Here is a 20465-nt window from a genome sequence, read left to right as displayed (position 1 = left end):
CGGTGATGGCGCCGTTTATTTGCTGAGCATACGCATGGCGCGCTCCAGGCCTTCGATGGTGAGCGGGAACATGCGGTTGTTCATCAACTGGCGGATGACGGCGATCGATTGCCGGTACTGCCACAGGCCTTCCGGTTCCGGATTGAGCCAGATGAACTTGGGGAAGGTGCTGGTGAAGCGCGCCAGCCATTCGGCGCCGGCTTCTTCGTTGTTGTATTCCACCGAGCCGCCCGGCTGCAAAATCTCGTAGGGACTCATGGTGGCGTCGCCGACGAAGATCACCTTGGTGTCCGGCGTGTACTTGCGCAGCACGTCCCAGGTGGGGAAGCGTTCGGCGTTGCGGCGGCGGTTGTTCTTCCACAGGTGGTCGTACACGCAGTTGTGGAAGTAGAAGAATTCCATGTTCTTGAATTCGGTCTTGGCGGCCGAGAACAGCTCTTCGGTGCGTTCGATGTGGTCGTCCATGGTGCCGCCCACGTCGAGCAGCATCAGCACCTTGATGTTGTTCTTGCGCTCGGGCTGCATCTTGATGTCGAGGAAGCCGGCGTTGTTGGCGGTGGCGCGGATGGTCTGGTCCAGCGCCAGCTCGTCCTCGTGGCCTTCGCGCGCGAATTTCCTCAGCCGCCGCAGCGCCACCTTGATGTTGCGCGTGCCCAGTTCGCGTTCCGAGTCGTAGTCCTTGTAGGCGCGCGCTTCCCACACTTTCACCGCCGTGCGGTTGCCGCCCTTGCCGCCGATGCGGATGCCTTCGGGATTGGTGCCGCCGTTGCCGAACGGCGAGGTGCCGCCCGTGCCTATCCACTTGCTGCCGCCTTCGTGGCGTTCCTTCTGCTCTTTCAGCAGCTCGTTCAGGCGGTCCATCAGCTTGTCGTAGCCGAACTTCTCCAGCGCCGCCTTCTGCTCTTCGCTCAGCTCGCGCTCCATGCGCTTGATCAGCCAGTCCAGCGGAATGGCGCTGTTGGTTTCAAAGGCGCCGTTGATGCCCTTGAAGTATTGGGCGAAGGCGCGGTCGAACTTGTCGTAGTGGGCTTCGTCCTTCACCAGCGTCAGGCGCGACAGATAGTAGAAATCGTCCATCGAGGCGTCGATGACGTTCTTCTGCATCGCTTCCAGCAAGGTCAGGAATTCCTTGATGGAGACGGGGATCTTCGCGTCCTTGAGCGTGAAGAAAAAATCGATCAGCATGTCAGTCTCTGTTCAACTTGTAGCGCAGGTGCGCCTGGATTTCCGGCCATTCGCCGCGCACGATGCTGTACACGACGGTGTCGCGCACGGTGCCGTCGCGCCGCAGCGCATGGTGGCGCAGCACGCCGTCCTTTTTCGCGCCCAGGCGCGCGATGGCGGCCTGCGAGGCGTGGTTGAAGTTATCGGTGCGGAAGCCCACCACGGCGCAGCCCAGCGTCTCGAAGGCGTGCGTGAGCAGCATCAGCTTGCAGCTGGTGTTGACGTAGCTGCGCTGGCGGCTGCGCGCGTACCAGGTGTAGCCGATTTCCACGCGGTCCAGCGCGGGCACGATGTCGTGGTAGCTGGTGGTGCCGATCACTTCTTCGCTCACGCTGTCGATCACGGCGAAGGCGTAGCGGCCGGGGCGCATTTCCAGCGCGGTGGCGATGTAGGCGTCCACCTGGTCCGGTTCGGGCACGGAGGTGATGCGCAGCTTCCACAGCTGGCCGTCGCTGGCGGCGGCCAGCAGGCCGGCGGCGTGCTGCGGGCCGAGCGGCTCCAGGCGCACGCCGTTCAGTTCCAGCGTCACCGGCGCGAAGTGGGCGAGGGCGTCGTTCATCAGCGGTTGGTCCGGTTCATGAACACCAGGCGCTCGAACAGGTGCACGTCCTGCTCGTTCTTCAGCAGCGCGCCGTGCAGCGGCGGCACCGCGGCCTTGGCGTCCTTGCTGCGCAGGGCCTCGGGCGGGATGTCCTCGGCCAGCAGCAGCTTGAGCCAGTCCAGGAACTCGGAAGTGGACGGCTTTTTCTTCAGGCCCGGCACGTCGCGCACTTCGTAGAAGGTCTGCAGCGCGGTGGCCAGCAGTTCCTGCTTCAGGGTGGGGTAGTGCACCTTGACGATTTGCTCCATCGTGTCCTTGTCCGGGAATTTGATGTAGTGGAAGAAGCAGCGGCGCAGGAAGGCGTCCGGCAGTTCCTTCTCGTTGTTGGACGTGATGATGACCAGCGGGCGGTGCTTGGCCTGCACCATTTCGCGCGTCTCGTAGACATAGAATTCCATGCGGTCCAGCTCGCGCAGCAGGTCGTTCGGGAATTCGATGTCGGCCTTGTCGATCTCGTCGATCAGCAGCACCACCGGCTCGGGCGCGGTGAAGGCTTGCCACAGCACGCCCTTGACGATGTAGTTGTGGATGTCGCGCACGCGCTCGTCGCCCAGCTGCGAGTCGCGCAGGCGGGACACGGCGTCGTATTCGTACAGGCCTTGCTGGGCCTTGGTGGTGGACTTGATGTGCCACTGCATCAGCGGCATGTCCAGCGCGGCGGCCACTTCCTCGGCCAGCATGGTCTTGCCGGTGCCCGGCTCGCCCTTGATGAGCAGCGGGCGCTGCAGCGTGAGCGCCGCGTTCACGGCCAGTTTCAGGTCATTGGTGGCGACATAGTTGTCGGAACCCTGGAAGCGTTGGCCTTTATTCGTTGCGTGCATGGGAAGCGGTCTCTTAGATGAAAATAGATGTCACGAGTATATGCCAGAACGCTATACCACACTGTGGGCGGATGATGTGGACTCGCAACTTGTTATTGAGTTAGAATCGTTGGCTGGTAGTGTAAAAGTCAACTTTTGCGACCTCGAAGTATCACGCAGTATCAATGACATTACTGACGTTAACTAAGCCATCCACCATGAAAAAAATCTACGCAGTTCTCGTGCTCGCAGGCATCGCCAACGTTGCCGCAGCGGCGGACATCGTTGGAAACGCCCAGGCGGCTCCAGCCAAGATCGAAATGTGTATCGGTTGCCACGGTATTCCCGGCTACAAAGCCACCTTCCCTGAAGTGTTTCAAGTACCGATGATTGGTGGCCAATCGGCTAAGTACATCGAGAACGCGTTGCAAGGCTACAAAAAAGGTGAGCGCAAGCATCCTTCGATGAAGGGCATCGCCACCAGCCTGTCGGACCAGGACATCGCCGACATCGCTGCCTACTACTCGCAGCAGACCCAGAAAACCGCGCAGAAATGAGGCCATTCGACATGAAAAAACTGATCATCGCCCTGTTCTGCGCTTCCGCTTCCTTCGCCGCCACCGCCGGCGGCAATATCGACGCCGGCAAGGCGCTGGCCGAGAAGTACAGCTGCGCGGCCTGCCACGGCAAGGACTACAACTCGCCGATCGACCCGTCGTATCCCAAGCTGGCCGGCCAGCACAAGGATTACCTGCAGCACGCGCTGACCGCCTACAAGCGCGGCGACGCCGCCAACGGCCGCAGCAACGCCATCATGACCGGCCAGGTGAAGCCGCTGACCAATCAGGATATCAAGGACCTGGCGGCCTACCTGCACAGCCTGCCGGGTACGCTGGCCGTGCATCGCTGATCCTGCGCTGCAGCATCGCCAGTGAGAAAAGCCACGCATTGCGTGGCTTTTTTTGCGCCGCGTGGTGGCGGCTTACGCGCGGCGCGCTAAGCCGCCCTACGGAGCGGGGTGTTCCGTCACAGGGCGTAGGGCGGGTTAGCGCCCTGGCGCGTAACCCGCCGGCTCCGCCTGCAGCGTCAATCGCTTGATGGCGCCGTTCTTGCCATAGGTGGCGGAGGCCAGCAGCGGTGCCGGACAGCGCACCCGGTACAGATAGCTGCGCTCTTCGCCGTCCACGCTGCGGCGCAGCAGTTCCAGCTGCAGCGGCGCCGGGCACGCGCGCAGCAGCGCCGCGTCCGGCGTGCCCGCTTCGGCGCCCTTGCGCGCCAGGGCGGCGGCCACGTCCTTCGTCACTTCCGGTTCCACGTCGTCGATGGCGGCGGCGGGTGCCGCCGCGGGTGCCGCGGCGCGCTGCGCCTGCGCCGGCGGCAGGGCGCAGCCGGCGGCCAGCGCGGCGGCCAGGGTAAGGGATAACAGTCGTCGCATGGGCGTCGCTCCTTGTAAAGTTGGCCCATCTTAGCCCGCCTTTCGGGCTTCTCCAAATTGTCTCAAATTGAACAAAACGCGCCGAACTGTCTAAAAAGGCCCGCGTTTACAACGGCGCAAAACGCGTGGCTATACTCGGCGGCACCAACCAACCGAACCGATAGGAGTCACTGCCGCATGCGCCACTTTGCCCGTCCCATCCTCGCTTCCCTGATCGTTCTCGCCTATGCCGGCGCCGCCCATGCGGACAGCCGCGCGGTGGACAACCTGACCGTGTTCTCCAACACCAAGGCCGGTTCGGCCGAGGACGTGCTGCGCCAGAACGCGGCCCGCTTCGGCCTGCCTGCGTCGCTCAACAACCTGGTGCTGGTCAAGGTGCAGGAGTCGCTGACCGGCAAGCACTACCACTACCAGCAGATGCTGCGCGGCCTGCCGGTGGACCGCGCCGTCATCATCGTGTCGATCGGCAAAGGTGGCCAGCTGCAAAAGATCTTCAATGAAACCCGTCACATCTCGGACGAGGTGGACGCCAAGGCAGTGAACCAGCTGTACAACCAGTCGCAGATTTCGGAAGAGCAGGCGCTGGACAAGGGATGGAACAATATGAAGGTGCAGCACCCGCTGGTGGACGTGCCGCGCACCGAGCTGGTGTGGGTGCCCAGCAAGGACGGCGTGCAGCTGGCGCGCAAGGTCAGCATTGAAGCGCAGATGCCGACCGGCGGTTTCGTGCAATACCTGAACGCGCACGATGGCAGCCTGATCGATTCGTACTCGACTTCCATCCCGCGCAAGGGCGAGCGTTCCCTGGAAGCGCGCGCCAAGGCGGCCGGCCCGGTGCTGGACCGCCGCAGCGCGACCAAGTCCGCCACGGACGCGCAGGCGTCGCGCACCTCGCTGCGCGCCGCCGCGCCAACCGCCACGCTAGCGTCCGGCATCAACGGTTCCGGCTATGCCTTCGATCCGGACCCGCGCACCACGCTGAACACCGAGGCGCTGACCGACACGTCGGCCGCGTCCGCCTTCGACGCCGCCTACTCGAACAAGACCCTGCGCGATCTGACCGTGGTGGGCAGCAACTACACGCTGACCGGCCCCTACGTGAACATCAAGAACATCGAAGCGCCCAACACCGCGCCATCGACCACCACCAACGGCGTGTGGACCGCCAAGCGCGGCAGCAACGCCTTCGACGACACCAACGTCTACTTCCACCTGGACCAGAACCAGCGCTACATCCAGTCGCTGGGCTTCACCGGCACCAAGTCCATCATCAACCGTCCGCTGGACGTGGACACCGACGGCCTGAACGGCGACGACAACTCGCACTACAGCTACAGCGGCAGCACCGACTACCTGGCCTTCGGCCACGGCTGCGTGAACGACAGCGAGGACGCGGACGTGATCCTGCACGAATACGGCCACGGCATCCACCGCAACATCAACTCCGGCTGGAGCGGCGGCGACACCGGCGCCATGGGCGAAGGTTTCGGCGACTACTGGGCTGCTTCGTATTCCTACAGCACCCCGAACGGCCAGACCTTCCATCCGGAATGGGCCTTCAGCTGGGACGGCCACGGCGCCTGCTGGGCCGGCCGCATGCTGAACCGCACGGACGCCAAGTACAACAGCGGCAAGACCTATGGCGCACACCAGTCGGTGACGGAGAATGGCGTGACCTTCCAGTCCGACGAACTGTGGTCGGCGCCGCTGTACCAGGCCATGGTGGCGCTGCGCGCAGCCGGCAAGCCTCGCGGCAATATCGACCAGATCATTTTGGAAGCGCACTTCGGCCTGGGCAGCAACATCAAGATGCCGGCCATGGCCACCGCCATCGTCAACGCGGCCAAGACGCTGTATCCGTCCGACCTGACCTACGCCAACACCTTCCAGGCCAAGTTCGAGGCGCAGGGCATCCTGTCGTCCACGCCTAGCGGCCCGACCATTGCGGAAACGGAGGCCAATGACACCATGGCCACCGCGCAAGTCATCAGCACGGCCGGCACCACGGTGAACGGCACCATCAGTGCCAACGCGGATGTGGATTACTACAAGGTGACGCTGCCGACCGGCAAGACGCTGACCGTGACCCTGACGCCGAACGCGACGTCGGACTACGACCTGGAGCTGTATAACAGCGCCGGCACCAAGCTCACCTCCAGCACCAAGGGCACAGGCCTGGCGGACACGGTGACCAGCACGGCGGCTGGCGTGCTGTACGCCAAGGTGATTCGTTACAGCGGCGGCACTGGCGGCACCAGCGGCAAGTACACGCTGTCGGCCAGCTGGTAAGGCCGCGTGCGGCGGGTTAGCGCGTCAGCGCGTAACCCGCCGCTGCACCGCTTCGATATACGCCAGCCCGTCCAGCGGCTGCCCGCTGCGCTGCGCGTTCCAGATCATCTCCCCCAGGCACTCCATGATCTGGTGCTGCGCCTCGTGCGCCGAGTCCAGCTTCAGGGTCAGCGCCGTGGCGGCCGCGCGGATGCCGGGCGGCTGGTCGATGGAGATCTGCTCGTCGATCGACAGGTGCATGGACAGGTGCAGGAAGGGATTGGTCTGGCCGGAATCGACCGAGAAGTCGCGCGCCAGGGCCGCGTCCACGTCGCTGAGGATGTCTTCGTATTCGGGATGGTGGCGTATCCAGTCGCCCGCCATGGTTTCCAGCGGCGTCAGGATTTCGTTGGCGCGCTGCTTCTGGTACACGGCGCAGAAGAAGCGCCGCACGTCGTCGGAGGAGGGATTAAACATGGGCGATATTGTACCCTGACGTGAAAACGGACGCCGAGGCGTCCGTTTTTGCTTGCTTACTCCTGGCCCGGCAGCACGATGCGGGGCGCATCGTCCGGCGCGCAACCGCAGGGATCGCCGCCGACCAGCTCCGGCGCGCCCACCGCCGCCGCCGCGTTGGCGGCGTTGGCTGCCACGGCTGCACTTGCCTTGCTGGCATTGTTGCTGATATTGCCAACATTGCCGTTACTGCCATTGTTGCCATTGCTGCCGCCGCTGCCATTCCTGGGAGCATGCGGCTGGCGCAGGTAGCGCGACGTATGGTGCCGCTGCCCGTTGCCATGCGCCGGCCACGTCAGGAAGCGGGACAGTTCCTGCAGCGCGCGCTGGTAGACGTCGCGCTTGAACTCGATCACCACGTCCAGCGGCACCCAGTACTCGTGCCAGCGCCACGCGTCGAACTCGGGGTGGTCGGTCAGGCGCAGGTTCACGTCGTTGTCGCGCGCACACATGCGCAGCAGAAACCAGATCTGCTTCTGGCCACGGTAATGGCCGCGGATCTCGCGCTTGATGAAGTGGTCCGGCACCTCATAGCGCAGCCAGTCGCGGGTGCGGCCGACGATCTTGACGTGTTCCGCCCGTAATCCTATTTCTTCCTCAAGCTCCCTGTACATCGCCTGTTCAGGCGTTTCGCCGTACTTGATCCCGCCCTGCGGGAACTGCCAAGAGTGCTCGCGCACCCGCTTGCCCCACCACACCTCGTTATGGGCGTTGAGCAGGATGATGCCGACGTTGGGCCGAAACCCTTCACGGTCGAGCATGTTGCACCTCAAACTTTCTGCTCGCAGACCGTCCTTCTTATATTTTTGCCCACAAACCTGCACGCCAGCCCGGTTTTCGGGGTACGAAAACCGTCGGCGGGCCATCTAATGAACGCATTTGTATAAAGTATGGACGCATCAGCCAGCTAATCCTTTAAAATTAGGTTGATTATAACTCTCTCTTTTTAAAAAAGAATTCACCGTATGCGTGCCTCCCGATTTTTTATTTCAACTCTCAAAGAAGCGCCTGCCGACGCCGAGATCGTCAGCCACAAATTGATGATGCGCGCAGGCATGATCAAGCGCCTGGGCTCCGGAATCTACACCTACATGCCGATGGGCCTGAAGGTGATCCGCAAGGTCGAAGCCATCGTGCGCGAAGAGATGAACAATGCCGCCGCCATTGAGCTGCTGATGCCGCTGGTGCAGCCGGCCGAGCTGTGGCAGGAGACCGGCCGCTGGGACAAGATGGGTGCTGAACTGATGCGCGTCAAGGACCGTCACGGCCGCGAGTTCGCCATCCAGCCGACTTCGGAAGAAGTGATCACCGATGTTGTTCGTTCGGAAATTAAATCCTACAAGCAGCTTCCGTTGAATTTTTACCACATCCAGACCAAGTTCCGCGACGAACGCCGTCCGCGCTTCGGCCTGATGCGCGGCCGCGAGTTCACCATGAAGGATGCCTACTCCTTCGACCGCGACCTGGAAGGCATGCAGAAGTCGTACCAGGTCATGTTCGACGCCTACACCCGCATCTTCACGCGCTTCGGCCTGAAGTTCCGCGCGGTGGCGGCCGACAACGGCGCCATCGGCGGCACCGGCTCGCATGAATTCCACGTGATCGCCTCCACCGGCGAGGACGCGCTGGTGTACTGCCCGACGTCGGACTACGCGGCCAATATGGAAGCGGCCGAAGCGCTGGCCACCGGCACCCGTCCCGCGCCCGGCGCGGCACTGGTGAAGACCTCCACGCCGAAAGCGGCCAAGTGCGAGGACGTGGCCAAGCTGCTGAGCACCGAGCTGAGCAAAACGCTGAAGACGCTGGCGCTGACGGTGGAACTGGAAGGCGGCAAGAAGGACTACTTCATGGTGCTGCTGCGCGGCGACCATGAGCTCAACGAAGTCAAACTGGGCAAGGTCCCCGGCCTGGGCAACTACCGCTTCTCCACCGAAGCGGAAATCCTGGAAGTGTACGGCTGCGTGCCGGGCTACCTGGGTCCGATCGGCACCAAGGCGCCGGTCACCGTGGTGGCCGACCGCACCGTGGCCAACATGGCCGACTTCATCACCGGCGCCAACGAGGAAGACTTCCACTACACCGGCGCCAACTGGGGCCGCGACATGGCCGAGCCGGCCCTGGTGGCCGACCTGCGCAACGTCGTCGAAGGCGATCCTTCGCCGGACGGCAAGGGCGTGCTGGCGATCGAGCGCGGCATCGAAGTGGGCCACGTGTTCCAGCTGGGCACGGCCTACTCGGAATCCATGAAGGCCACTTTCCTGGACGAGAACGGCAAGGCCGCGCCGCTGCAGATGGGCTGCTACGGCATCGGCGTGACCCGCATCCTGGGCGCCGCCATCGAGCAGAACTTCGACGACAAGGGCATCATCTGGCCGACCTCGCTGGCCCCGTTCGAGCTGGTGCTGTGCCCGATGGGCTATGACCGCAGCGAGCTGGTCAAGGAAGAGACCGACAAGCTGTACGCTGCCGCGCAAGCGGCCGGCATCGACGTCATCGTGGACGACCGCGGCCTGCGTCCGGGCGCCATGTTCGCCGACTGGGAACTGATCGGCGTGCCGCACCGCGTGGTGATCGGCGAGCGCGGCCTGAAGGAAGGCAACCTGGAATACCAGGGCCGCCGCGATACCGAGGCGACCGCCGTGCCGCTGGCCGACATCGTCAGCTTCATCCAAGGCAAAGTGCAGCAGTGAGCACCATGACCCATCAGCGCAAGGGCAAGGAGCGGCGCCGGTTCTGGGCCCGTCCGCTGCGCTGGTGGCATGTGCTGGCATTCTCGACCGGCGTGCTGAGCGCGCCGTTCGGCTTTGCCGGCAACCAGCAGGAAGAAGCGCTGGCCGACTCGGTGCGGCTGGCGCTGTCGAACGCCATCCTGGACGCCCGTCCGCCCAAGCCCACCTTCAGCAACGCGGCCGACCGCCAGCGCTACGAGCTGTGGCTGGCGCAGATGTCCACGCGCCTGAAGCGCAAGCTGCCGGACGAGCAGCTGCGCACCGAGTTCCTCGAAACCGCGTGGTACGAAGCGCGCCGCGCCGGACTGGAGCCGGGGCTGGTGCTGGGGCTGATCCAGGTGGAATCGGCCTACCGCAAGTACGCGGTGTCCGTGGTGGGCGCGCGCGGCTACATGCAGGTGATGCCGTTCTGGACCAACGTGATCGGCGACAGCGACCGCCGCAAGCTGTTCAACATGCAGACCAATCTGCGCTACGGCTGCGCCATCCTGCGCATGTACATCGACATGGAGCGCGGCAACCTGTACCTGGCGCTGGGCCGCTACAACGGCTCGCGCGGCCGGCCCGACTATCCGAACGCCGTGCTGACAGCCTGGAACAACTGGAAATACACCCCGCCGATCTGATTCTCTACAGCACCAAATTCATATAAGATGGCTGCCTTTGCGATACGAAGGCAGCCCATGAAAAATCGGATTCAGCGCGCGCCGGCAGCGGTTGCCGCGAGCGCCATTGCAGCGATTGCAGCGATTGCAGCGACCCTGGCCGGCTGCGCAGGCACCGGCACGCCGGCAGGCCCGCAGGTACAGGCGCCCCAGCCTCCCGCGATGCCGCCCGAATCCCAGGCACTCAAGCACATCATCTTGCTGGTCGGCGACGGCATGGGCTTCAACACGCTCACGGCCGCGCGCAATTATGCAGTGGGCGAGTCGGGCGATCTGGCCATCGACACGCTGCCTGAATCGGCCTACGTCAAAACCTATTCCAACGATATGCAGGTGACCGACACGGCCGCCGCCATGTCGGCCTACATGACCGGCGTGAAGACCAACAACGGCCAGCTTGCCGTCACAGGCTGCGCGCCAGCCGCGGCGCGCACCATGGCGCCCGCTCCCAGCGCTGCGGGCTCGGCGCAGGCGGGCAACGAAGCTGCGCCGCGCGCGCCGGCCACGTTGCTGGAGCTGGCGCGCAAGCGCGGCTGGGCGGCGGGCGTCGTCAACGCGGCCAGCGTCACCGATCCGCTGACGGCGGCCGGTTACGCGCACGCCTGCCAGGCCGCGCGCAACGAGGACATCGCCGCCGCGCTGGTGCCGGGCGGCGCCGGCTACAACGCGCAGCTGGTGGGCGGCCTGGACGTGGTGCTGGGCGGCGGCGCGCAATACTTCCACAAGCGCGCCGACGGCCGCGATCTGCTGGCCGAATTGCGCGCCCAGGGCTACACGCAAGTGGCCGACCCGGCCGCGCTGCAGGCGCTGGCAGCGGCACCGGCACCGGCACCGGCACCGGCTGCCGCCGCAGGCCAGCGCGTGGCGGGTATCTTTAACGGCAGGCAGCCATCGCTGCCCGCAATGACTTCAGCCGCCATCGACGTGCTGGCCAGGAGCGGCAAGGGCTTCTTCCTCGTGGTGGGCAACGGCCAGATCGGCCAGGCGCAGCGCGCCTCGACCGCGCGCCGCGCGCTCGATGAAACCGTGGCGCTGGACGCCGCGCTGAAAACGGCCATCGACAAGATGCAGGCCGTCGACCCCGGCCTGAAGCGCACCCTGATCGTCATGACCGCCAGCAGCGACAGCACCCTGATCCTGAACGGCTACTCCATCCGCACCGGCAAGACCACCGCCACCGAACCGGGCGTGCTGGGCCTGGTGCGCAAGTACACGGACGGCCAGTACTACAAGGACCTGGACGACGTCCCCTACACCATCATCGGCTACGGCAATGGCGTGAACCGCGTCAAGGGCAGCCGCGCCGGCGGCTCGCTGCTGAGCGACGCCATCGTCACCGAGCCGGCCTACCGCCAGGAAGCCACGGTGCGCATGGCGCCGGGCAGCACCACCAACGGCGGCACCGACGTCTACCTGGGCGCCATCGGCGCGCGCGCGGCGGACTTCAAGGGCACGCTGGAGAACACGCAAGTGCACACGCTGATCAAGAACGCAGCCGGCTGGTAAAGGACAACGACAATATGAAACGCAAGCTGATCATGGCGGCGCTGGTGGCTGCCGCCGCCAACGTCCACGCAGGCGAAGCGAAGAACATCATCTTCTTCCTCGGCGACGGCATGGGGCCGACCGCCATCACCGCCGCGCGCATCTACCAGTACAAGGAAGAAGGCCTGCTCAAGTTCGAGCGCCTGGACCGCGTGGCGCGCATCAAGACCTATTCGCAGGACGCACAAACCACCGACAGCGCACCGTCCATGGGCTCCTACATGACGGGCGTGAAGATCCAGAACGAAGTGATCTCCATGTCCTCCGACACCAAGGCCAGCGCGCCGAAGAAGGACGCGCACGGCAACCTCACCGTCGACACCTGTGCCGCCACCAACGGCCGCCCGGCCACCACCATACTGGAACTGGCCAAGGCGCACGGCAAGGCCGTGGGCGCGGTCACCACCACCGAAGCGACGCACGCGACGCCGGCGTCGACCTACGCGCACAGCTGCCACCGCAACAGCGGCTACGCCATCGCCGCGCAGGCGGTGCCGGGCGGCGCCGGCTACAACGCGGCATTGGGCGACGGCCTGGACGTGCTGATGGGCGGCGGCCGCCACCACTTCACGCCCTACAGCGCCGACAACCCCAAGGGCCGCGCCGACGGCCGGGACCTGCTGGCCGAACTGGCGGCGCGCGGCTACGCCGTGGCCACCGACCGCACGCAGATGGAAGCGGCTCGGCCGGGCCGCAAGTTCATCGGCCTGTACGCCAAGGAAGACCACCTGGCCTATGAACTGGAGCGCGGCGCGCGCTACCCGAAAGGCGAGGCGGCCACGCAGCCGTCGCTGTCGGAGATGACGTCCAAGGCCATCACGCTGCTGTCGGAGCGGCCGGAAGGCTTTTTCCTGATGGTCGAAGGCGGCAAGATCGACCACGGCCTGCACGACTCGAACGCCAAGCACGCGTTGGTGGACCTGGTGGCGTTCGACGACGCCATCCAGACCGCCATCGACCGCATGCAGCTGCTCGACCCGGGCCTGCGCAACACGCTCATCGTCATCACGGCGGACCACGACCACACGCTGGCCTTCAACGGCACCGCGCGGCGCGGCAATCCCATCCTGGACATCGTGCGCAACGCGGACGGCACGCCGGCGCGCGACGCGGACGGGCACACCTACACCGCGCTCGCTTTCGGCAATGGCTCGAACCGCCCCAACGAGCGCGCCGACGTCTCCAGCGAAACGGCGCAGGGCGACAACTACCACCAGGAGACCGGCATCCGCCTGCGCGGCGAGACGCACGGCGGCGGCGACGTGAAGCTGTACGCCACCGGCGCGGGCGCGCAGCGTTTCAAGGGCACGATGGAGAACACCAGGGTGTTCGATTTGATGAAGGCCGCTTTCGGCTTCTGATGACAGGCGAAAAAAAGGCCCCGGCCGCGTGTGCGACGGGGGCTTTAGTATGCGTTGCGCACGCGCAGGCTCTTATTTCAAGTGATCGGAGATCAGCTTGGTCATTTCGAACATGGATACTTGGGCTTTGCCGCCGAAAACGGCTTTGAGCTTGTCGTCTGCATTGATCATGCGGCGGTTGGCCGCGTCTTGCAGGTTCAGCTTCTTGATGTAGTCCCACACTTTCTTGGTCACTTCGGTGCGCGGCAGCGGGGAGGCGCCCACCACGGCGGCCAGCGAGGCCGATGGGGTCAGTTCCTTCATGAAGGCGGCGTTCGGCTTGCGTGGTGCTGCTGCTTTCTTGGCGGCGGCTGGTTTGGCGGCGGCGGTTTTTGCCGGAGCTGCCTTCTTGGCCGCAGGCTTTGCTGCTGCTTTCTTTGCTGGTGCTGCTGGGGTTTTCTTGGCTGTTGCCATATTCGAGCCTCCTTAACGAACACAGGGAAAAGTTGCGCAATTCAATCGCACGGCTAATATTGGTGGGGATTTGCTGACTATGCAAGTGTTTTTCGAGTTTTTTCTCGGAAACGCCACGCAAAGCCCGCCAGAGTGAAAAAAAGGGGTCAGGGTTAATTTCAAAATTAACCCTGACCCCGTTTTCATGCGGCTTGCGCGGAGGTTTAACGCAGGCCGGGCATCATGCCTTTCATCGAGCGCATCATCTTCATCATGCCGCCGCCGGAAAGCTTTTTCATCATGGTCTGCATCTGCTCGAACTGGTTCAGCATGCGGTTGACTTCCTGCACCTGCACGCCGGCGCCGGCCGCGATGCGGCGCTTGCGGGTCGCTTTGATCAGCTCGGGCTTGGCGCGTTCGGCCGGGGTCATCGAGTCGATGATGCCGACCATGCGGCGCACCTGCTTGTCCGCCTGGTCCATATCTGGCGCCGCCGGCGGCTTGCTGGAACTGGGCCGGCAGCTTGTCGACCAGGCTGGCCATGCCGCCCATTTTCTTCATCTGGCCCAGCTGGGCCTTGAAGTCGTTCATGTCGAACTTGCCGCCCGACTTGACCTTGGCGGCCAGGTCGGCAGCCGCTTTCGCGTCCACGCCCTTGCGCGCCTCTTCCACCAGCGCCATGATGTCGCCCATGCCCAGCACGCGGCTGGCCATGCGCGCCGCGTCGAACGGCTCCAGGCCGTCCAGCTTCTCGCTCACGCCGGCGAACTTGATCGGCTTGCCCGTCACGTGGCGCACCGACAGCGCGGCGCCGCCGCGCGAGTCGCCGTCCAGCTTCGTGAGCACGATGCCTGTCAGCGGCAGCGCGTCGTTGAAGGCCTTGGCGGTGTTGATGGCGTCCTGGCCCAGCATGGCGTCGACCACGAACAGGGTTTCGATCGGTTTCACCGCGTTGTGCACGGCGGCGATCTCCTTCATCATCTCTTCGTCGATGCCAAGGCGGCCGGCGGTGTCGATGATGAGCACGTCGTGGTAGTGCTTCCTGGCCCAGTCCAGCGCGGCCAGCGCGATGTCGACCGGCTTGTCCTGCGCGGTGGAGGGGAAGAAGTCGGCGCCGACCTGGCCGGTCACCGATTGCAGCTGGGCGATCGCGGCGGGACGGTACACGTCGGCCGAGACGGTCAGCACTTTCTTCTTCTTTTCTTCCTTCAGGTACTTGGCCAGCTTGCCGACGGTGGTGGTCTTGCCCACACCCTGCAGGCCGGCCATCAGGATGATGGCGGGCGGCTGCTGTGCGAACGACAGCTGCGACGCTTCCGGACCGAGGTCGGCGCCCATCAACGCGGCCAGCTCGCGCTGCACCACGCCCACCAGGGCCTGGCCCGGCGTCAGCGAGGAAATGACTTCCTCGCCCAGGGCTTTTTCCTTGACCTTGGCGATGAATTCGCGCACGGCCGGCAAGGCCACGTCGGCCTCGAGCAGCGCCATGCGCACTTCGCGCAGCATCTCGGCGGTGTTGGCTTCGGTCAGGCGCGCCTCGCCGCGCATGGTCTTGACGACCTTGGCAAGGCGCTGGGTCAGATTGTCTAGCATGGTCAACCTACTAATAAAGATGCATGGTCCGGCTGCGGCCGGAAAGGCGCCATTTTACCTTATGCGCGCCTTTCCTTTCCGCTTAGTGCATCGCGCTAGTTGGGCAGGACCAGGCGCAGCACGGCGCCGCCGGAAATGACCACCAGCACGCCGGGGCCGGCGCTGGCCACGGCCGGCACGTAGTCCAGGCCGCCGGGCAGGGCGCCCAGCTGCGTGCCGGCCACGCCGTTCACGCCGGCCACCACGCTCTGGCTGTTGTCCGGCTTGGTGCGCAGCACGGTGTAGTTGCCTGGCGTGTAGCGGTTACCGTCCGGTGCGTTTTGCAGGCCGTCCGGCAGCGCGGCGATGGTGGTGACCACGGCGGCCGGGGTGATCTTGCGGTATACCGGCACCGCCGGCAGGGTTTGCGTGTACTCGATGACGTACAGGTTGCCGGCGCCGTCTATGCCGGCCAGGGTGGGGTAGTAAAAGCGCGCGGCGTTTCCGGTGCCGTCCAAGCGCTCCGGATCGCCGTTGGTGTAGCTGTCGGCGCCGGCGAACAGGTCCAGCGTGCCGGCCGCGCCTATCTTGTAGATGGCGCCGCCGCGCCCTGGCGCGACGCCCACGCGTGACGGGTGGGCCGACAGGTAGACGTTGCTGGCGCCGTCTACCGCGATGCCGCTCACGGTGCGCTGCAGCGTGTCGTTGCGGTAGCGGGTGACGACGCTGCCGTCTGGCGCAACTTTGCGCAGCGCGAGGCCGTAGGGTTCGGGGAAGCTGGCGCTGAGGTTGCCGGTCAGGTCGGCCACGTAGACGTTGCCGACCGCGTCCACCGTCAACTGCGATGGATTCTTGAAGCGTGCAGCCGCGCCTTGGCCGTCGGCCTCGGTGCCGCTGTCGGCGGCGGCGCCGGCCAGCAGCGACAGGCCGGGCGCGCCGGGCGACGGATAGACCGTGAAGCTGAGCACTTTGCCGGCGCCCCCGGCACTGACCAGGATGGACACGGTGGTGGGGACCTCCACGCTGGCTGGCGGCGTGTAGCTCACGCTGGGGCCGCTGGTGGCCGACAGGCTGCCGGGTGAACCGGACAGCAGCTGCCAATTGGCTTGGGCGACGTGGCCCGCTTGCGCGTTCAACGCCACCAGCGCGCCGCCGGCCAGCACCGGCGCGGTCGGGCCGGTGACGGCCAGCGTGGGCGGTGCATACGGGATGCTCGGCACGGTCAGCTTGACGATGCGCTGGCCGGAGAACAGCGCGTAGGTGTAAGGGCCGGCGGGCACCAGGCCGAAGGGGCCGTTGAGCAGGCCGGGCAGGCTGCCCAGCACTTCGCCGCCTTGGCCGCTGACGCCGGCAATCACGGTCTTGCTGCCGTCCGCGTTGAGGCGGTAGACCACGCCCTCGGAAGGGGCTGCGGCGTAGCGCTCGGTGCTGCCGTCGGGCAGGCCGGTGACGTCGGCGGGCGGCGTGGCAATGGTGCTGACCACGCCGGCCGGCGTGATCTTGCGGTAGGGCCAGCCGCTGGCCACGCGCGGTGTGTCGTACAGGTAGAGATTGTCCTCGGCGTCGAAGCCGGCCAGCGTGGGGCCGTCGAAGCGGGCCGCCGCCGGCGGGCCGTCCACCAGCGCGTCGGCGCTGCTCTTGTCGTGCGGGGCCACGCCGGCCAGCAGCACGGGTTTGCCGTCGGCGCCCAGTTTATACACGGCACCGCCGAACGGCGTGAGGTGCATCAGCGAATGGCGCGCGCCGGTGGTCAGGTAGACGTTGCCGCTGCGGTCGGCCGCAATGCTGGTGACCGAGACCGGGAATCCGGGCGCAAGGTCGTTACCGGTCGATAGTGTGGTGACCACGCCGGCCGCGCTCACGCGGCGCACGCTGAAGCGGTTTTCCTGCGCCGGCTGGCCGTCCTGGTCGATCACATACAACGAGCCGTCGGGCGCTGCGGCCATCAGCTGCGGGCGGCTGAAGCGCGCCGCCGCGCCTTGGCCATCGAGGGCGGGGGCACCGTCGGTGGGACCCGTGCGGCCGGCCACCAGGCTCAGGCCAGGCTGGCCGGGGTCGGGGTACAGCGTCAGCTTCATGGTTTTGCTCAGGGGGCCCACGGTGGCGGTCACGCTGACCTGGGTGATGGCGGCCACGCTGGCCGGCGGCGTGTAGTTGACGGTTGCGCCGCTGGCGGCCGACAAGCTGCCGGGGCTGCCTGCCGCCAAGTTCCAGGCCGGCGCGGCGCCGGTGGCGGTGCTGGCGGCCAGGCCGATGGCCTTGCCGCCGGCCAGGGTTTGCCAGACCGGCGCGGACACGGCCAGCGTTTCAGTGACGGCCGGCGGCGTGGGGCCGGGGCTGGACGTCGAACCGCCGCCGCCGCACGCGCCCAGCGCGAGCAGCGCGAGCAGCGTGGCAGCCCGCGGCAGGAAAGAGGATGGAAAAATCATAGGGCACTCCATGATGGGCGGCAGAGACAGAAAGATTGCGTTGCGCACCAGCATATTGAAAGATCAATGTTGATGGCGCGCCGACTGTACCCTGTCCAACCGCCGCACAAACTCTCCGATTGTCACTCGGGTGCGGCGCTTTTGTAACGAAGCGTGACAGTGCGCCGCCGCTGCGCAAAAAAATTGTTCTGGATCGCGGGCAACGCTTGTACTATTAACGCAGAAGAAAAATTGGCGTAACAGCATGATTTGTCATTCACAGGAGACCTTGATGAAACTGAAAGCGATCGCAACGGTAATGGCAGCGGCGCTGCTGGTGGCGGGCCAGGGCGCGGCCCAGGCGCAGGACGTGGTCCGGTTGGGCAACCTGAAGTTTGCGCACTACGGCGCCGTCTCCTATATAAAAGAGATCGCGCCCAAATGCGGCATCAAGGTCGAGGAGCATATGTTCGCCAAGGGCCTGGACGTGATGCAGGCCATCATTGCCGGCGAGCTGGACGTGGGCACCACCGCGTCCGAGGCGGCCATCTCGGGCCGCGCCGGCGGCGCGCCCATCGTGGTGGTGGCCGGCTTCGCCAAGGGCGGCGCGCGCCTGGTGGGCCGCGCGGACCTGAAGCTCAAGTCGGTCAAGGATTTGAAGGGCAAGAAGGTGGGCGTGACGCGCGGCGGCATCCAGGAAGTGCTGCTGCTGGCCGAGCTGCAGCAGGCCGGGCTGACCGTGTCGGACCAGCCGGGCAAGGACGTGCAGCTGGTGTTCCTGGCCTACGCGGACTTGAACCAGGCGCTGCTGGGCAAGAACATCGACGCCATGATGCAGTCCGAGCCGCAGTCCTCGCAGGCGCTCAACAAGGGCTTCGGCACCGAGATCATCAAGCCCTACGACACGCCGATCGGCGAGCCGATCCGCACCATGGTGATGACGGAGAAGTTCTACAAGGAGAAGCGGCCGCTGGCCGAGAAGTTCATGCGCTGCTTCGTCGAGGCCACCAAGACCTTTATCGACCAGCCCGCCGTGGCCGAGAAATACGTGCGCGACGTGGTGTTCAAGGGCCAGATCACCAGCGACGACTTCCAGGATGCGATCAGCAACTCGCCGTACTCCTACGACATCACGCCCGAGCACATCCAGGTCACCACCGACGTCATGGTGAAGACCGGCGTGGGCAAGATGGCCAAGCCGCCGGTGGCCAGGGACTGGGTCAAGACCGACCTGCTGGACGCGGCCAAGAAGAGCCTGAACGTCAAATAAGGAGGCGGTATGAGCCGAACCCTGGGACGCATCGCGTGGCGTGAAGTGGGCGTGGGGCTGGTGGTGCCGGCGGTGGTGATCGCCGTATGGCAGGCCGTGGCCGTGCTGGGCTGGGTCAACCCGCAGGTGCTGCCGTCGCCGCTGGCGGTGGTCGAGCGCTGGGTTGCCTATCTGCTGCCGCTGCAGCCCTACGCGCCGGCCGAGGGCAGCTGGCTGGCCTGGGCCGTGTCGGGCGAACTGATCCACGATTCGCTGGGCAGCTTGTACCGCGTGGTGGTGGGCTTTGTCATCGGCGCCGGGCTGGCGCTGCCGCTCGGCCTGTCGATGGGGGCCAGCGCGCGCGTGTACGCGTGGATGAATCCGCTGGTCCAGCTGCTGCGGCCAATCCCGCCCATCGCCTACATTCCGCTGTCTATCCTGTGGTTCGGGCTGGGCAACCCGCCGGCCGTGTTCCTGATCGCGCTGGGCGCCTTCTTCCCCGTGCTGATGAACACCATCGCCGGCGTGCGCCAGGTCGACAGCATCTATATCAGGGCGGCGCGCAACCTGGGCGCTTCCGGCTCCACCATGTTCGTGCGCGTGATGCTGCCGGCCGCCGTGCCCTATATCTTGTCGGGCGTGCGCATCGGCATCGGCACGGCCTTCATCGTCGTCATCGTGTCGGAGATGATCGCAGTCAACAACGGCCTGGGCTTCCGCATCCTGGAGGCGCGCGAGTATTTCTGGTCCGATAAGATCATTGCCGGCATGATCACCATCGGCCTGCTGGGCCTGGCCATCGACGTCGGCATGAACCGCCTCAACAACCACCTGCTGCGCTGGCACCGGGGACTGGAGCACTGATGGACGACCATATCATCATCGCCAACGTGAGCAAGGTGTTCCAGACCGCCGAGCGCGACGTGGTGGCGCTCAAGGACATCGACCTGGCCATTCCGCCGGGCCAGTTCGTCTGCCTGCTGGGGCCGTCCGGCTGCGGCAAGTCCACCCTGCTCAACGCGGTGGCCGGCTTCGCGCTGCCGAGCAGCGGCCACATCCTCGCCGACGGCAAGCGCGTCGAGGCGCCGGGGCCGGAGCGCGGCATGGTGTTCCAGGAGTACGCGCTGTTCCCGTGGATGACGGTGGCCGACAACATTGCCTTCGGGCTGGAGATCAAGGGCCAGTCCAAGGCGCAGATCGAGGCCACGGTGGCGCGCCTGCTGTCCATGCTGTCGCTGAGCGACTTCCGCAATCGCTTTCCGAAGGACTTGTCGGGCGGCATGCGCCAGCGGGTGGCCATTGCGCGCGTGCTGGCGCTCGATTCGCCCATCATGCTGATGGACGAGCCGTTCGGCGCGCTGGACGCGCTGACGCGGCGCAACCTGCAGGACGAGCTGCTGCGCATCTGGGCCGAGCTGAAGAAGACGATTATTTTCGTCACCCACAGCATCGAGGAAGCAATCTACATGGCGGACCGCATCGTGGTCATGACCTACCGGCCCGGCACCGTCAAGCGCGACATGCTGGTGGACCTGCCGCGCGGCCGCGACCCGGCCGCGCCCGAGTTCAACGCCCTCAAGCGCGAGCTGGGCCAGCTGGTGATGGAGGAGCAGCAGCGCCACCACAACGACGAGCTGCGCATGGCGGCGGTCGATTAGGC

At 65.5% G+C, this 20465-nt stretch carries 18 protein-coding genes and 1 pseudogene; 10 read left to right on the top strand and 9 right to left on the bottom strand.

Annotation, left to right across the window (positions count from 1 at the left end):
• Window positions 1-15: 15 nt before the first annotated feature.
• From ACFJI2_RS22735 to ACFJI2_RS22725, 3 genes are read right to left on the bottom strand one after another with little or no spacing between them, the layout of a single operon-like run.
• Window positions 16-1185: a VWA domain-containing protein gene (locus ACFJI2_RS22735; protein WP_377702021.1), complete on the bottom strand. Its 1170-nt coding sequence runs from the start codon at window positions 1183-1185 to the stop codon at window positions 16-18.
• A 1-nt stretch (window position 1186) separates the two neighbouring features.
• On the bottom strand, window positions 1187-1783 hold the full coding sequence (locus tag ACFJI2_RS22730; RefSeq protein ID WP_377702020.1) for a GNAT family N-acetyltransferase: 597 nt from the start codon (window positions 1781-1783) through the stop codon (window positions 1187-1189).
• Window positions 1783-2646 carry an AAA family ATPase gene (locus ACFJI2_RS22725; RefSeq protein ID WP_377702019.1) on the bottom strand — a complete coding sequence of 288 codons (864 nt, stop codon included), beginning with the start codon at window positions 2644-2646 and terminating at the stop codon, window positions 1783-1785. The genes ACFJI2_RS22730 and ACFJI2_RS22725 overlap by 1 nt, the downstream gene beginning before the upstream one ends.
• 197 nt (window positions 2647-2843) lie before the next feature.
• Between ACFJI2_RS22725 and ACFJI2_RS22720 the strand changes: the two genes are divergently transcribed.
• Together ACFJI2_RS22720 and ACFJI2_RS22715 are read left to right on the top strand one after the other, a co-directional pair.
• Complete coding sequence (locus ACFJI2_RS22720) at window positions 2844-3182, top strand: cytochrome c (protein WP_107874333.1); 339 nt, start codon at window positions 2844-2846, stop codon at window positions 3180-3182.
• Between the two features lie 11 nt (window positions 3183-3193).
• Window positions 3194-3535: a cytochrome c gene (locus ACFJI2_RS22715; protein ID WP_107874336.1), complete on the top strand. Its 342-nt coding sequence runs from the start codon at window positions 3194-3196 to the stop codon at window positions 3533-3535.
• Window positions 3536-3670: 135 nt separating this feature from the next.
• Here the strand turns inward: ACFJI2_RS22715 and ACFJI2_RS22710 are convergent, their stop codons facing one another.
• Window positions 3671-4060 (bottom strand): hypothetical protein, encoded by a 390-nt coding sequence (locus ACFJI2_RS22710; RefSeq protein WP_377702018.1) that lies wholly within the window; start codon window positions 4058-4060, stop codon window positions 3671-3673.
• Window positions 4061-4237: 177 nt separating this feature from the next.
• Between ACFJI2_RS22710 and ACFJI2_RS22705 the strand changes: the two genes are divergently transcribed.
• Complete coding sequence (locus ACFJI2_RS22705) at window positions 4238-6349, top strand: pre-peptidase C-terminal domain-containing protein (RefSeq protein ID WP_377702017.1); 2112 nt, start codon at window positions 4238-4240, stop codon at window positions 6347-6349.
• A gap of 24 nt (window positions 6350-6373) precedes the next feature.
• Here the strand turns inward: ACFJI2_RS22705 and ACFJI2_RS22700 are convergent, their stop codons facing one another.
• Both ACFJI2_RS22700 and ACFJI2_RS22695 read right to left on the bottom strand, forming a co-directional pair.
• Window positions 6374-6805, bottom strand: a complete 432-nt coding sequence (locus ACFJI2_RS22700) for a DUF1841 family protein (RefSeq protein WP_107980350.1) — start codon at window positions 6803-6805, stop codon at window positions 6374-6376.
• Between the two features lie 56 nt (window positions 6806-6861).
• Window positions 6862-7605, bottom strand: coding sequence for an RNA pyrophosphohydrolase (locus ACFJI2_RS22695; RefSeq protein ID WP_377702016.1), 744 nt, complete (start codon window positions 7603-7605; stop codon window positions 6862-6864).
• Window positions 7606-7809: 204 nt separating this feature from the next.
• Between ACFJI2_RS22695 and ACFJI2_RS22690 the strand changes: the two genes are divergently transcribed.
• Genes ACFJI2_RS22690 through ACFJI2_RS22675 form a run of 4 tightly spaced genes read left to right on the top strand, consistent with a single transcriptional unit; the run spans window position 7810 to window position 13144 of the window.
• Complete coding sequence (locus ACFJI2_RS22690) at window positions 7810-9534, top strand: proline--tRNA ligase (RefSeq protein WP_377702015.1); 1725 nt, start codon at window positions 7810-7812, stop codon at window positions 9532-9534.
• A 5-nt stretch (window positions 9535-9539) separates the two neighbouring features.
• A complete protein-coding gene (locus tag ACFJI2_RS22685; RefSeq protein ID WP_377702014.1) occupies window positions 9540-10199 on the top strand; it encodes a lytic transglycosylase domain-containing protein in 660 nt (219 codons plus the stop codon).
• A gap of 57 nt (window positions 10200-10256) precedes the next feature.
• The gene (locus ACFJI2_RS22680; RefSeq protein ID WP_377702013.1) at window positions 10257-11744 is read left to right on the top strand and encodes an alkaline phosphatase; all 1488 of its coding nucleotides are present in this window, start codon (window positions 10257-10259) and stop codon (window positions 11742-11744) included.
• A 14-nt stretch (window positions 11745-11758) separates the two neighbouring features.
• Window positions 11759-13144: an alkaline phosphatase gene (locus tag ACFJI2_RS22675; RefSeq protein WP_377702012.1), complete on the top strand. Its 1386-nt coding sequence runs from the start codon at window positions 11759-11761 to the stop codon at window positions 13142-13144.
• 72 nt (window positions 13145-13216) lie between these two features.
• Here the strand turns inward: ACFJI2_RS22675 and ACFJI2_RS22670 are convergent, their stop codons facing one another.
• The 3 genes and pseudogenes from ACFJI2_RS22670 to ACFJI2_RS22660 all read right to left on the bottom strand — a co-directional run bounded on the left by ACFJI2_RS22670 (window position 13217) and on the right by ACFJI2_RS22660 (window position 17577).
• A complete protein-coding gene (locus tag ACFJI2_RS22670; protein ID WP_056392937.1) occupies window positions 13217-13597 on the bottom strand; it encodes an SWIB/MDM2 domain-containing protein in 381 nt (126 codons plus the stop codon).
• A 203-nt stretch (window positions 13598-13800) separates the two neighbouring features.
• Window positions 13801-15169: pseudogene (ffh, locus tag ACFJI2_RS22665) on the bottom strand (signal recognition particle protein).
• 95 nt (window positions 15170-15264) lie between these two features.
• The gene (locus ACFJI2_RS22660) at window positions 15265-17577 is read right to left on the bottom strand and encodes a hypothetical protein (protein ID WP_377702011.1); all 2313 of its coding nucleotides are present in this window, start codon (window positions 17575-17577) and stop codon (window positions 15265-15267) included.
• A gap of 271 nt (window positions 17578-17848) precedes the next feature.
• On the opposite strand from ACFJI2_RS22660, the gene ACFJI2_RS22655 reads away from it, so the two are divergent.
• Genes ACFJI2_RS22655 through ACFJI2_RS22645 form a run of 3 tightly spaced genes read left to right on the top strand, consistent with a single transcriptional unit; the run spans window position 17849 to window position 20463 of the window.
• A complete protein-coding gene (locus ACFJI2_RS22655) occupies window positions 17849-18826 on the top strand; it encodes an ABC transporter substrate-binding protein (RefSeq protein ID WP_377702009.1) in 978 nt (325 codons plus the stop codon).
• Window positions 18827-18835: 9 nt separating this feature from the next.
• The gene (locus tag ACFJI2_RS22650) at window positions 18836-19669 is read left to right on the top strand and encodes an ABC transporter permease (RefSeq protein ID WP_377702008.1); all 834 of its coding nucleotides are present in this window, start codon (window positions 18836-18838) and stop codon (window positions 19667-19669) included.
• The gene (locus ACFJI2_RS22645; RefSeq protein ID WP_377702007.1) at window positions 19669-20463 is read left to right on the top strand and encodes an ABC transporter ATP-binding protein; all 795 of its coding nucleotides are present in this window, start codon (window positions 19669-19671) and stop codon (window positions 20461-20463) included. Before ACFJI2_RS22650 ends, ACFJI2_RS22645 begins: the two co-directional genes overlap by 1 nt.
• Window positions 20464-20465 lie beyond the last annotated feature (2 nt).

Source organism: Pseudoduganella sp. UC29_71 (genome assembly GCF_042693265.1).
In the GTDB taxonomy this organism is placed as follows: domain Bacteria; phylum Pseudomonadota; class Gammaproteobacteria; order Burkholderiales; family Burkholderiaceae_D; genus Rugamonas.
The sequence above is the reverse complement of the archived record's forward strand: the minus strand, read 5'-3'. Positions and strand labels throughout refer to the sequence as shown.